Origin of the sequence: Kluyvera ascorbata ATCC 33433, assembly GCF_000735365.1 — a bacterium.
GTDB lineage: Bacteria > Pseudomonadota > Gammaproteobacteria > Enterobacterales > Enterobacteriaceae > Kluyvera > Kluyvera ascorbata.
In genome coordinates this window covers 103,495-116,959 of the sequence record NZ_JMPL01000004.1, presented here as the reverse complement: position 1 = coordinate 116,959, position 13,465 = coordinate 103,495, and the positions used below count along the sequence as shown (strand labels likewise).

At 55.6% G+C, this 13,465-nt stretch carries 10 protein-coding genes and 1 pseudogene; 5 read left to right on the top strand and 6 right to left on the bottom strand.

Annotated elements, in window-relative coordinates; genetic code table 11:
- Positions 1-24 precede the first annotated feature (24 nt).
- From GKAS_RS02375 to GKAS_RS02350, 6 genes and pseudogenes are all read right to left on the bottom strand, one after another.
- A pseudogene (locus GKAS_RS02375) lies at positions 25-1,590 on the bottom strand (EAL domain-containing protein).
- Between the two features lie 95 nt (positions 1,591-1,685).
- On the bottom strand, positions 1,686-2,345 hold the full coding sequence (locus GKAS_RS02370; protein WP_167540398.1) for a methionine ABC transporter permease: 660 nt from the start codon (positions 2,343-2,345) through the stop codon (positions 1,686-1,688).
- Positions 2,342-3,133, bottom strand: coding sequence for a methionine ABC transporter ATP-binding protein (locus GKAS_RS02365; protein WP_081918518.1), 792 nt, complete (start codon positions 3,131-3,133; stop codon positions 2,342-2,344). Before GKAS_RS02365 ends, GKAS_RS02370 begins: the two co-directional genes overlap by 4 nt.
- Positions 3,130-3,936 carry a MetQ/NlpA family ABC transporter substrate-binding protein gene (locus GKAS_RS02360; RefSeq protein WP_035891873.1) on the bottom strand — a complete coding sequence of 269 codons (807 nt, stop codon included), beginning with the start codon at positions 3,934-3,936 and terminating at the stop codon, positions 3,130-3,132. The genes GKAS_RS02365 and GKAS_RS02360 overlap by 4 nt, the downstream gene beginning before the upstream one ends.
- A 25-nt stretch (positions 3,937-3,961) precedes the next feature.
- Entirely contained in the window at positions 3,962-4,993 is a 1,032-nt protein-coding gene (locus GKAS_RS02355; RefSeq protein WP_035891872.1) for an isopenicillin N synthase family dioxygenase, read from the bottom strand.
- A 230-nt stretch (positions 4,994-5,223) separates the two neighbouring features.
- Entirely contained in the window at positions 5,224-6,333 is a 1,110-nt protein-coding gene (locus GKAS_RS02350; RefSeq protein WP_035891871.1) for an ABC transporter ATP-binding protein, read from the bottom strand.
- 346 nt (positions 6,334-6,679) lie between these two features.
- On the opposite strand from GKAS_RS02350, the gene GKAS_RS02345 reads away from it, so the two are divergent.
- From GKAS_RS02345 to GKAS_RS02325, 5 genes are read left to right on the top strand one after another with little or no spacing between them, the layout of a single operon-like run.
- Positions 6,680-7,912 carry an extracellular solute-binding protein gene (locus GKAS_RS02345; RefSeq protein ID WP_035891870.1) on the top strand — a complete coding sequence of 411 codons (1,233 nt, stop codon included), beginning with the start codon at positions 6,680-6,682 and terminating at the stop codon, positions 7,910-7,912.
- A 53-nt stretch (positions 7,913-7,965) separates the two neighbouring features.
- Positions 7,966-9,273 (top strand): carbohydrate ABC transporter permease, encoded by a 1,308-nt coding sequence (locus GKAS_RS02340; RefSeq protein WP_035891869.1) that lies wholly within the window; start codon positions 7,966-7,968, stop codon positions 9,271-9,273.
- A 9-nt stretch (positions 9,274-9,282) separates the two neighbouring features.
- On the top strand, positions 9,283-10,134 hold the full coding sequence (locus GKAS_RS02335) for a sugar ABC transporter permease (protein WP_035891868.1): 852 nt from the start codon (positions 9,283-9,285) through the stop codon (positions 10,132-10,134).
- A gap of 4 nt (positions 10,135-10,138) precedes the next feature.
- Positions 10,139-11,341: a glycoside hydrolase family 53 protein gene (locus GKAS_RS02330; RefSeq protein ID WP_035891867.1), complete on the top strand. Its 1,203-nt coding sequence runs from the start codon at positions 10,139-10,141 to the stop codon at positions 11,339-11,341.
- Between the two features lie 28 nt (positions 11,342-11,369).
- Positions 11,370-13,427 (top strand): beta-galactosidase, encoded by a 2,058-nt coding sequence (locus GKAS_RS02325; RefSeq protein ID WP_035891866.1) that lies wholly within the window; start codon positions 11,370-11,372, stop codon positions 13,425-13,427.
- Positions 13,428-13,465 lie beyond the last annotated feature (38 nt).

Here is a 13,465-nt window from a genome sequence, read left to right as displayed (position 1 = left end):
TGATGCAGGTGATCAAATCCTATCTTAAGTAGCGTGCGCCCGCAGGTTGCTTTCCGCCCAGAGAATAAATTCCTCTTTCGGTAGGGCCTTGCTGTAAAGCCAGCCCTGCCCAAACTGCACGCCGTGCTCGCGCAGCCACTTCTCCTGGCAGGTGTTCTCGATCCCTTCCGCCACCACGTTAAGTTGTAAGGTTTTCGCCATCTCAATGATGTATGGTGTGACCTGGGCGTATTCGAGCGCCTCAACGAAGGATTTATCGAGTTTTAAGGTATCAACTTCAAGGTCCTGCAAATAGCGCAGGCTGGAGTAGCCGGTGCCAAAGTCGTCGATATAGATGGCGTGCCCGGCCTTGCGGTAGGCGGTTATCGCCGGGAGCGTCGTTTTGGGGTCAGCAAAGCCGCGCTCGGTGAGCTCAAGGGCAATTTGTTGCGGTTGGACATTCCAGACTCGCATCTGCTGATGTAGCAGCGTTTGCAAGACGACCGAGTGGAAATCGGCGACGGAGAGGTTGATGGAGACGTGCTGGTCGGGGTGCAGACTCAGCCATTTACCGAGGTCGCGAAACACTGACTTCGCGACGTTTTCCGTCAGATTGGTGATGATCCCGGTTTCTTCGGCAAGCGGGATAAAAATTTCCGGTGACAAATAGGTGCCGTCCGGTTGTTTCCAGCGCGCCAGTGCTTCACATCCCACCACTTTCCCCTCTTTTAGCGACACAATCGGTTGATAATAGACGGTGATGGCGGCATTGTTCAGTGCGTCGAGCATACGCTGACGCGGCGATTGCAGGCGGCGCAGCACCTGGACAATCAACCAGCTTGCCAGCAGGCTTATCAGTATACCAACCGGCAGCCACAGCATGAGCTGGTGGTGCAGGCGTTCTGACAGCGGCAGGGTGGAAGACCAGGTCATGATCGACAGCTGCAGGTCGGGAAACTCACGGACCGTATAAACGATATTGTTTTCGGTTAGCGTCTCCAGGTGCTGTAGCTGGATTTTCTGCCAGGCCTGCTGGTCCAGCGGTGCGCTGCTGGCGAGCACCCGGCTGTTGTGGGTGCTAATCAGCGCAACCTGGGTTTTGGAATTGCTAAACGGAATCACATCGATAAAAGAGACCGGGTCGATGATCACCATGTGGCGAGCGGAGGCAAAGGCTGCCATATAGCGGTGAATGCCGAGATCGTTTCGCTCGGTATACCAGGCGCGATAGCCCCCAGGCGTGATGCGGTCAGGTTGCGGGAAGGTAAACTGTGCGCCGCTGTTTTCAAGTGAAGAGCATTTAGCGGTTAGCCCGTCGAGGTACAGTACTTCCTGAATATAGCGCCAGGAGTAAGAGAGGCGGCGCATTTCCTGCAAATGCTCGGGGCTACAGCCGGGGGCTTTCAGCTCATCCATCTGTTGCAGCGCCCCTTTGGCCTAGTCCATGACCTGCTCGGTACGCATAAGCACGCGCGAAGCATAGGTCTCCTGCTCATCGATAAACTGTCGATGTGCCTCGCGCTGGGCGAGCCAGATGCTTAGCAGAATAGGCAGGAGTATCGCCATAATCAGCACGCCGGTTATCAGACCGATCAGGTGTCGAGTTGTCACTGCCGGTCCTTTTCCGGGATCAAGTCGTGTAAGTATACCCGACATTTTCTACGCTTATTACGTGAAATCTCATGCCTTACCAGAATTAGCTCAAATTAGCGACGGTGCGCCAGCGCGCGAACTAATCTGTCGCCGCCCATCTGTACCCCCTGAACCATCAGCACCAGAATGAGCACGGTGCCCACCATGATTTGATCGTTAAAACGCTGATAGCCATAGCGAATCGCTAAATCGCCCAGCCCGCCGCCGCCAATAACGCCAGCCATGGAAGAGAAACCAATCAGCATGACAATGGTCAGCGTCGTGCCGGCCAGCAGCGCTGGCAGCGCTTCAGGCAACAGCGCTTTGCTCACCACGTGCCAGGCGTTGCCGCCCATCGACAGCACCGCTTCAATACGGCCGTAATCCACCTCATCCAGCGCGCTTTCGGTCAGCCGTGCAAAGAAGGGAAATGCCCCGATGGTAATGGGGACAATTGCCGCCGTGCTGCCAAGCGTCGTGCCGACCAGCAGACGGGTGAACGGGATAAGGGCAATCAGCAGCACGATGAACGGCAGCGAGCGGCCGGTGTTAATGATTGCGCCCAGCACCGCGTTCAGGCGCGGCATGGGGACAATGCCCTGACGCCGTGAGATAAACAGCAGTACGCCCAGCGGCAGCCCGATTAAGACGGTAAACAGCGTCGCGAATCCAACCATATAGAGGGTATCCAGCGTGCCGTCGACCAGTAGCGGCCATAAATCTTCCCAGCTCATGCGACTATGCATAGGTGTCTCCCATCAAGGCCGTGGCGAGCGAGAAAACGGCGTTCTTCATCGCCGTCGCCCAGCAAAATTTCCCGTAGACGTGACCAGGGTGAGGCCAGCAGGTCGGCGATTTTCCCGCTTTCCTGTAATTCTCCACCTTCTAGCAGCGCCGCGTGATCGCACAGATTTTTGACCACTTCAAGCTGGTGGGTGATCAGCACGATAGTGAGCCCAAGCTGGCGGTTTATCGTCTCCAGCAGCGCCAGCACGCTGGCGGTGGTTTCGGCGTCCAGCGCGCTGGTGGCTTCATCACACAGCAACACGTCGGGCTCTGCCGCCAGCGCGCGGGCAATACCCACGCGCTGCTTTTGTCCGCCGGAAAGCTGCGAAGGGAAGGCGTTGGCTTTATCGCCAAGCCCTACCAGCGCGAGCAGTTCCGTTACGCGCTGCTGGCGTTGCGCCTTTGGCATACCGGCGATTTCCAGCGGTACGGCGACGTTGTCGGCAACGTTTCTGGCGTGTAGCAGATTGAAGTGTTGAAAAATCATGCCGGTGCGCAGACGATGGGCACGAAGCCGCGCTTTATCGTACTGCAGGATATTTTCCCCGTTGAACAGAATGCGGCCCGCGCTGGGCCGCTCCAGTAGGTTCAGACAACGAATCAGGGTGCTTTTACCCGCGCCGCTCCGTCCAAGAATGCCGTAAATGGCCCCCTTGGGGACGGTAAACGAAACGTCGTTGAGTGCCGGGTGGCCGCTTCCGGCATACTGCTTGCTCAGCCCTTCAATGACTATCATGACTGCGGCGCGCTAACCGGGATCACCGAGCCGTTGTAGTGCTGGCGAATAAACTCGGCCACCTGCGGTGAAGTCAGGTCTTTGGCGAGCTGTTTGATACGCGGATCGTTTGCCAGCTGCGGAGTGGTGACCAGAATATTGGCGTAGGGGTTATGCGTGGCACTCTCCAGCCCCAGCGAGTCTTTGGCCGGGTTCAGCCCCGCTTCCAGCGCGTAGTTGCCGTTGATCACCGCCAGGTCGACGTCGTCCAGCGAACGCGGGATCTGCGGGGACTCCACCTCAAGGATCTTCAGCTTATGCGGGTTTTCCACAATGTCTTTCGGTGTCGCGAGAGTGGTTGCCGGGTCGGTAAATTTCGCATCGAGCTTAATCAACCCTTTGCTTTGCAAAAGGAACAGCGCGCGGCTCAGGTTGGTGGTGTTATTCGGGACCGCGACGGTTGCGCCTTCTGGCAGCGATTGCAGATCTTTATGTTTGTGCGAATAGATCCCCAGCGGTTCGATGTGCACCGTGGCGGCAACGGCAAACGTTTTGCCCAGCGCTTTTTCCTGATCTTTCAGATACGGCACGTGCTGGAAGTAGTTGGCATCCACGTCGCCGTTGGCCAGCAGTTCGTTGGCGTTAACGCCGCTGGTCAGTTCGACAATTTTCAGATCCAGTTTCGGGTCCTGCTTTTTAATAAAGTTGAGGATCTCCGCGTGCGGCACCGGGTCAGCGGCGATACGCAGCGGCGCGGCGGATGCGCTCCAGGCCAGAGAAAGAGACAGTGCAACCCCTGCCAGTTTGAATGCGGCATGTTTCATGGTGTGTTCCTTATTTTAATGGTTATCAGGCAATCAGCTGTTCACTGCGTGCGCGCAGTACGTCACGGTAATAGCGCTCCGCCACGTCCGGGTGGGAGCGCAGGCGGCCTTTCAGGTAGTTCCAACCCACATCTCGCAGTAGCGGATTCTGCGGATCGCTTTGTGGGCCGTTGGCTTCTCGTGCCAGCGGTTCGGGCAGGGAATAAACCGGCACCACGGCGTCCAGCTGCGCCCCTAAGAAGAAGGCGATGGAGAGGCGCTGCTGGTTCGCGGGCGGTGAGATCACGCGGTGAACGGTGGCGCGCAGATAGCCGTTAGTTGCCAGTTCCAGCAGTTCACCGATGTTCACCACAAAGCTGCCTGGCAGTGGTTTGGCGTCAATCCAGTGGCCGTCGCTGACTTCTACCTGTAGCCCTTTCTGCTCATCTTGCAGCAGGAAACTCAGGAAGCCGGAATCTTTATGCGCACCAACGCCTTGGGTGCTGCTTTGCGTCTCCTGCTGGCCGGGATAACGGATCAGCTTGATATGCTCGTTGGGCTTCTCGCCGTACAGGGTGTCAAACGCCTCGGGGGGCAATTCGAGCGCCTCAGCAAAGGCGCGCAGCAGCGTCATCGCCATCTCGGTCATCGCCCGTTGCCATTGCAACAGCACCGGACGCAGGGTGGGAAGCGCCTCAGGCCAGAGATTTGGCCCCTGAAGCTGAAGCCAGCGCGGGTCGTGCTCGCGCAGTGAGACGGCCTGACGTTCGGCACCGATATCAAACTGTTCCCGCCAGTCCGGCTGGCCGCGCGTTAGCTCTGCCGCGCTGCGGTTGTAGCCGCGAAAGTGTGGAGAATGAATCATCGCCACCTGCTGTTTTTGTTCGTCGGACAGGGCGAAAAAGCGGCGCGATTCCGACTGCAGCGACTGCTGCAAGGCATCGTTGATACCGTGATCGGTGAGATAGAAAAAGCCGACGTCGCGGGCGGCGTGGCGAAGTTGCAGCAGAAACTCAGCGCGCTCAGACGTCTGGTGGTAGTGCGCCAGGCTGAGGATGGGCAGGGTGGTCAGACTCATTGAATACTCCGTTTTGCAGATAAATGCCGTAATGTTCAGGTGGTGCAAATGCGGGATGACAACAACAGCGCTGCATGGGATATCTCCGTCGGGTTGATAACAACAGACTGCCTGATGGCGGAGGGGTCGACCAATAACGTTATTTTCTAATTTATGACGAAGTGGGGGTCTGAGCTTTTGCGAAAATTAGCTAAAGCGCACGGCGTAAGGCCGTGCGTGGAAGGCGGGGATTAATGCTGATTAGGCGCGGCAATATCGGCGCTGATGCGCAGGCCATCTTCATCGAAGACCATGCAGTGCTGGTTATCGAAGGCGAGGTCAATTTGCTGCCACGGGCGGAAGTGGACATCGCCCGGCAGCAGGATTTTGACGTTGTCGTGGCCGTAGCATTGTCCGAACAGATAGGTGTTGTTGCCAAGGCGCTCAACCACTTCACAGTTAAAGGCCAGTACCGTCCCGCGGCTGGTGTCGGTTGAGAGATGCTCCGGGCGAATGCCCAGCGTGACGGTGGCACCTGGCGTGAGCGGGGCGGTCTCTATCGCCAGCGTCAGCGTATGCTGTTGGGCGAGGTTTACGGTCAGCGAGCCTGGCTGCCAGTCGGCAACGGTAGCGGGCAGGAAGTTCATCTTCGGTGAGCCGATAAACCCGGCGACGAACTTGTTGATCGGGTTGTAGTAAAGGTCCATCGGTGAGCCCATCTGCTCGACCTTGCCGTAGTTCATCACCACGATTTTATCGGCCAGCGTCATCGCTTCGACCTGATCGTGGGTGACATAAACCATGGTGGTTTTCAGCTCCTGGTGCAGGCGCGCAATGTGCAGACGCATGTCCACGCGCAGTTCGGCATCGAGGTTTGACAGCGGTTCATCAAACATAAAGACGCGCGGGTTACGCACGATGGCACGACCAATAGCCACTCGCTGGCGCTGGCCACCGGAAAGTTGCTTAGGTTTGCGGTCCAACAGGTGCGAAAGCTGCAGCGTTTTGGCGACCATTTCAACCTGACGACGAATATCGTCTTTTGGTACTTTGTTCACCTTCAGGCCATAGCCCATGTTCTCGGCAACGGTCATGTGTGGGTAGAGCGCGTAAGACTGGAACACCATCGCCACGCCGCGATGGGATGGCGCGACATCGTTCATGACTTCGTCGCCAATCAGCACTTCGCCGTCGCTGACTTCCTCCAGCCCGGCAATCATGCGCAGCAGCGTTGATTTACCGCAGCCGGACGGGCCGACAAATACGGCAAATTCGCCGTCTTCAATATCGAGATTGACATTATGCAGCGTGACGGTGCTGCCAAAGCGTTTCGTGACATTCCTCAGTCGGATATTAGACATCGACGTTCCCCGAAGTTATTAACCTTTGCCTGCCGTTGGATGAGTGCCGCTAAATGCCATTTGTGTACTACGTATGACAATTTAGCTAAACGGTGCTCAACAGCGTGAAAATCATGGCACGACTATAACTTCCGCTATTTACGCGCCCTATATCGATGTTTCATTTCTGCAATCACGATCACACAACTCGCAGTTGTCAGTGGTTTTATCATCACTCAAAGCGTAGCGTATAACAAATCACAGGCAGACGAGTAACTCGGTGCTAAACAAGCATTATAAGCGTCACAGTGTGCTGTACCCTGTAGTTTAAAACGATAAATTGTTACACCTTCACATGAGGTTGATAATGAAAAAGAACACCATTGCCGCACTAATCCTTACCACTCTGGCCGCGGGGCAGTTGATTAGCCTGCAGGCTCATGCGGCTACGCAGCTTAACGTCTGGGAAGACATAAAGAAATCCGCCGGAATTAAGGATGCCATCGCTGATTTTGAAAAACAGTATGACGTTAAGGTCAACGTGCAGGAGATGCCCTACGCGCAGCAGCTAGAAAAACTGCGCCTTGATGGCCCGGCAGGGATTGGCCCAGATGTGCTGGTTATTCCCAACGATCAGCTCGGTGGCGCGGTGGTTCAGGGGCTGCTGTCGCCGCTGAAGCTGGACCAGAAGCAGATTGATGAGTTTACCCCCGCGTCGATTAACGCTTTTCGTATGGATAACGCTCTGTATGGCGTGCCGAAAGCGGTCGAAACGCTGGTGCTGATTTACAACAAAGATTTAATCGACAAGCCGCTGGCAAGCCTCCCGGAATGGTACGACTACTCGAAGAAACAGCGTGCGCAAAACAAATACGGCCTGCTCGCCAAGTTCGACCAGATTTACTACAGCTGGGGCGCGATTGGCCCGATGGGCGGCTATATCTTTGGCGATAACGGCAAAGGCGGCTACAACGCGCAGGATGTCGGTCTGAACAAGCCTGGTGCCGTTGAAGCGGTCACTTACCTGAAAAAATTCTATGCCGACGGCGTGTTCCCAGCGGGGATTATTGGCGACAACGGCCTGAACGCCATCGATTCGCTGTTCACTGAGAAGAAAGCGGCGGCGGTTATCAACGGGCCGTGGGCTTTCCAGCCGTATGAAGCTGCGGGCATCAACTATGGTGTGGCACCGCTGCCAAACCTGCCGGACGGTAAACCGATGAGCTCCTTCCTTGGCGTGAAGGGCTACGTGGTGTCGACCTGGAGTAAAGATAAGGAGATGGCGCAGAAGTTCATTGCGTTTATCAACCAGCCGCAGTACGTGAAAACACGCTATATCGCAACGCGTGAGATCCCGCCGCAGAAGGCGATGATTGACGATCCGATTATCAAGAACGATGAGAAAGCCAGCGCCGTTGCGGTGCAGGCGGCACGCGCTACGGCAATGCCGGGTATTCCGGAAATGGGCGAAGTGTGGGGGCCAGCTAACGCGGCGCTCGAGCTGAGCCTCACCGGTAAGCAAGAGCCGAAAGCGGCGCTCGATAACGCCGAAAAACAGGTCAAGATGCAGATCGAAGCCATGCAGGCGAGTAACCAGTAAGCACTGACGTCACGGACGGGAGGGGGACCTCCCGTTTTCAGAAGGAGCCGTGTGTGATTATCAATCCCAGCGAAAATTTAAACAGAGCACAGGGGGCCGGACGCCATGCGTGGTGCGGCCTGCTGTTGGCCATTGTGCCTGGCTTTGGCCAGTTCTATCACCGCCAGTGGCTGAAGGGACTTATCTTCCTGGTGCTGCTCAGCAGCTTTATGGGCGTGTTTTATGACTTCCTGCGCGAAGGGCTGTGGGGGCTATACACGCTGGGAGAAGAGGTCCCGCGCGATAACTCTATTTTCCTGTTAGCGGAAGGGATTATCAGCGTGCTGATTGTCGCCTTTGGCGCTACCGTTTATTACCTTTCCCTTCGCGATGCGTGGGTGAACGGTAAGAAGCGTGACGATGGCCAGCAACTGAACAGCGTGCGCAAGCAGTACCAGATGCTGCTGAGCGATGGCTTCCCCTATTTAATGATCACCCCAGGCTTCATCCTGCTGGTGTTCGTAGTGATTTTCCCAATCCTGTTTGGTTTCGCCATCGCTTTTACCAACTATAACCTTTACCACACGCCGCCTGCGAAGCTGGTGGATTGGGTAGGGCTTAAGAACTTCGTTAATATTTTCACGCTGTCCATCTGGCGCTCGACCTTCTTCGACGTGCTGCAGTGGACGGTGGTCTGGACGCTGCTGGCCACCACGCTGCAATGTACCGTGGGCGTACTGCTGGCAATTCTGGTCAACCAGAAGGATCTGCGCTTTAAGCCGCTTATCCGTACCATCTTTATTCTGCCGTGGGCGGTACCGGGCTTTGTCACCATTCTGGTGTTCGCCGGGATGTTTAACGACTCTTTCGGCGTGATTAACAACGCGATTCTGTCGTTCTTCGGCATCAGCCCAAAAGCGTGGATGACCGACCCGTTCTGGACCAAGACCGCGCTGATTATGATGCAGACCTGGCTTGGCTTCCCGTTTGTGTTCGCGATGACCACTGGGGTATTGCAGGCGATTCCTGACGATCTCTACGAGGCGGCGACGATGGACGGTGCCAGCACCACCACCAAACTGCGGACGATCACGCTGCCGCTGGTGCTCTACTCGATTGCGCCAATCATCATCACGCAATACACCTTCAACTTTAACAACTTCAACATCATCTACCTGTTTAACAACGGTGGGCCGGCGGTGGCCGGGTCGAACGCGGGCGGTACGGATATTCTGGTGTCGTGGATCTATAAGCTGACCATGTCCTCTTCCCAGTATGCCATTGCGGCAACTATTACCATTCTGCTGTCGATTTTTGTCGTCGGTCTGGCGTTGTGGCAGTTCCGCGCCACGAAATCCTTCAAAAATGACGACATGGCGTAAGGGAATCACATGGCTAAATCACAAAGTATTAAACGTGAAAAATGGGTGCGACTGTCGCTCTCCTGGCTGGTTATCGTGCTGGTTTCCACCATCATTATTTACCCGCTGATCTGGACTATTGGCGCGTCGCTCAACGCCGGGAACAGCCTGTTGAGCACCTCTATTATTCCGGAGAACCTGTCGTTCCAGCACTACGCCGACCTGTTTAACGGCCAGGTGAACTACATGACCTGGTACTGGAACTCGATGAAAATCAGTTTCCTGACCATGGTGCTGACGCTAATTAGCGTGAGCTTCACCGCCTATGCGTTCTCGCGTTTTCGCTTTAAAGGGCGACAGAACGGGCTAATGCTGTTTTTACTGCTGCAGATGATCCCGCAGTTCTCCGCGCTGATTGCCATTTTCGTGCTCTCTCAGCTGCTGGGGCTGATTAACAGCCACTTCGCGCTGGTGCTGATCTACGTGGCGGGGATGATCCCGATGAATACCTATCTGATGAAGGGCTATCTCGATGCGATCCCCAAAGATCTTGATGAGTCCGCGCGTATGGACGGAGCGAGTAACTTCCGCATTTTCATCGAGATAATCATGCCGCTGTCGAAGCCGATTGTGGCGGTGGTGGCGCTGTTCTCCTTCACCGGCCCGCTGGGGGATTTCATTCTCTCCAGCACCATCCTGCGTACGCCGGATAAATACACGCTGCCTATCGGGTTGTACAACCTGGTGGCGCAAAAAATGGGCGCCAGTTACACCACCTACGCGGCAGGAGCCGTATTGATTGCCGTACCGGTGGCGATTCTCTATCTGGCATTACAGAAATACTTCGTGTCCGGCCTGACCTCCGGCAGCACCAAAGGATAACCACATGAAAAGATTTGCACCCGCTCTGCTTGCTGTTTGTCTCTCCTGTAGTTTTTCCGCCTCTTCGCTGGCGGCCGAGACGCTGCAAACAAAGCCGTTTAACGCCATGCCGGCGGACTTTATTAAAGGCGCGGATATTTCGACCCTGCTGGATGCCGAGAAGCACGGCGCCCGTTTCTACAACGAACAAAATCAGCCGCAGGACGCGCTGGCCATTCTTAAAGCCAACGGCGTGAACTACGTTCGTCTGCGCCTGTGGGTTGACCCGAAAGATGCCGACGGCAAAGCGTACGGTGGCGGCGATAACGATCTCGCCAGTACGCTGGCGCTAGCGAAGCGAGCAAAAGCGCAGGGTATGAAGCTGCTGCTGGACTTCCACTACAGCGATTTCTGGACCGATCCGGGCAAGCAGTACAAACCCAAAGCCTGGGAAAAGATGGACTATCCGCAGCTGAAAACCGAGATTCACGACTATACCCGTGACACCATCGCTCGCTTCAAGCAGGAGGGCGTGCTGCCGGATATGGTGCAGATTGGCAACGAAATTAACGGTGGCATTCTCTGGCCTGAAGGCAAAAGCTGGGGGCAGGGCGGCGGCGAGTTTGACCGTTTAGCAGGCCTGCTGAACGCGGCGATTTCCGGGCTGAAAGAGAATCTGAAGGGCGGCGAGCAGGTCAAAATCATGCTCCACCTGGCTGAAGGTACTAAAAACGACACCTTCCGCTGGTGGTTTGATGAGATCAGCAAGCGCAACGTCCCGTATGACGTGATTGGTCTGTCGATGTATACCTACTGGAACGGCCCTATTAGCGCGCTGAAGGCCAACATGGATGACATCAGCAAACGCTACAACAAAGATGTCATCGTGGTCGAAGCCGCCTATGGCTACACCCTGGAGAACTGCGATAACGCAGAAAACAGCTTCCAGGCGAAAGAAGAGAAAGACGGCGGTTATCCGGGCACGGTTCAGGGGCAATATAACTATATTCATGACTTAATGCAGGCCGTTATTGATGTTCCCAATCATCGAGGCAAAGGCATTTTCTATTGGGAGCCAACCTGGATTGCCGTTCCGGGAAATACCTGGGCTACGAAAGCGGGCATGAAATATATCCATGATGAATGGAAAGAAGGTAATGCACGCGAAAACCAGGCGCTATTTGACTGCAAAGGGAAAGTCTTGCCGTCGGTAAAAGTATTTAATTAATTCGAACACTCTTTTTCAGGATTTTATTATGCAAAAATTTCCGCCTTTGAGCTCGAAGGTTAATGCGCTATTGCATGGCGCAGATTATAACCCGGAGCAGTGGGAGAATTATCCCGGTATTATCGACCAGGATATTACGATGATGAAGCAGGCAAACTGTAATGTCATGTCGGTGGGGATATTTAGCTGGGCCAAACTTGAACCGCAAGAGGGCGTATTTGATTTCGCCTGGCTGGATAATGTTATTGATAAACTTTATGCCGCTGGGATACATGTCTTTTTAGCCACGCCAAGCGGCGCGCGCCCGGCATGGATGTCAAAAGCCTACCCGGAAGTGCTGCGCGTGGGGCGCGATCGCGTTCCGGCGCTGCACGGCGGTCGTCATAATCACTGTATGACCTCGCCGGTTTACCGTGAAAAAACGCTGAAAATTAACACGCTGCTGGCGGAACGCTATTCCCAGCATCCGGCGGTGCTGGGCTGGCATATTTCCAATGAATACGGCGGTGAGTGCCACTGCCCGCGCTGTCAGGTGAAGTTCCGCGATTGGCTGAAGGCGCGGTACGAGACGCTCGATAATCTGAACCACGCCTGGTGGAGCACCTTCTGGAGCCATACCTATACCGACTGGGAGCAGATTGAGTCGCCGTCGCCGCAGGGCGAAGTGTCTATTCATGGCCTGAACCTTGACTGGCGACGTTTTAATACTGCGCAGGTGACGGAATTTTGTCGTCATGAAATTGCGCCATTGAAGGCGGCGAACCCGGATCTGCCGGTAACCACCAACTTTATGGAATATTTCTACGACTACGATTATTCGCAGCTTGCCGAGCCGCTGGATTTTATCTCCTGGGATAGCTATCCGATGTGGCATCGCGATAAAGACGAGACCACGCTCGCCTGCTATACCGCGATGTACCACGACATGATGCGTACGCTGAAGGGCGGCAAACCGTTCGTGCTGATGGAGTCCACGCCGAGCGTGACCAACTGGCAGCCGACCAGCAAGCTGAAAAAACCGGGTATGCACATCCTCTCTTCGCTACAGGCGGTAGCCCATGGCGCGGATTCAGTGCAGTATTTCCAGTGGCGTAAGAGCCGTGGTTCGGTGGAGAAATTCCACGGCGCGATTATCGACCACGTCGGCCATCTTGATACCCGCGTTGGCCGCGAAGTCACTCAGCTTGGCAATATATTAAGCCAGCTACCGGACGTGGTCGGCTGTCGCACCGATGCGAAGGTCGCCATCATCTTTGACCAGCAGAACCGTTGGGCGATGGACGACGCGCAGGGGCCACGCAACAAAGGTATGGAGTATGAACAGACGGTGAACGAACACTATCGTCCGTTCTGGGAGCAAGGGGTCGCCGTAGACGTGATTGACGCCGACGGCGATCTCAGCGCCTATCAGCTGGTGATTGCGCCAATGCTGTATATGGTGCGCGACGGTTTTGCTGAGCGAGCCGAAGCCTTTGTTGCTAACGGCGGTCATCTGGTCACTACCTACTGGACGGGGATCGTCAATGAAAGCGACCTTTGCCACCTTGGCGGTTTCCCTGGCCCGCTGCGCAAATTGCTAGGTATTTGGGCAGAAGAGATCGATTGCCTGGACGACGGCGAACGTAATCAGGTTCAGGGGCTGGCGGGGAACATGGTTGGCCTACAGGGGCCGTACCAGGTACGCCACCTGTGCGAGTTGATTCATCCTGAAACGGCGCAGACGCTGGCAGCGTATCGCGATGATTTTTATGCGGGTCGCCCGGCCGTGACAGTCAATAGCGTCGGTAAGGGCAAGGCGTGGCATATTGCCTCGCGTAACGATCTGGCGTTCCAGCGTGATTTCTTCACCTCGTTGATGGATGAACTGGCGCTGCCTCGAGCGGTTGCAAGCAGCTTCCCGCCGGGCGTGGTGGCAACCGCGCGTACCGATGGCGAAAGTACCTTTGTCTTTGTGCAGAACTTTACCGCGCAGACGCAGACGGTCACCTTGCCTGATGGCTATGAGCACGCCGCTACCGGCGCTGATGCCAGCGGTCAACAGGTACTGCAACCCTGGGACTGTCGTATCGTTCGCCGTACAGCATAATCCGCCGCAATCCCAAGCCTGCTCATCCGAGCAGGCTT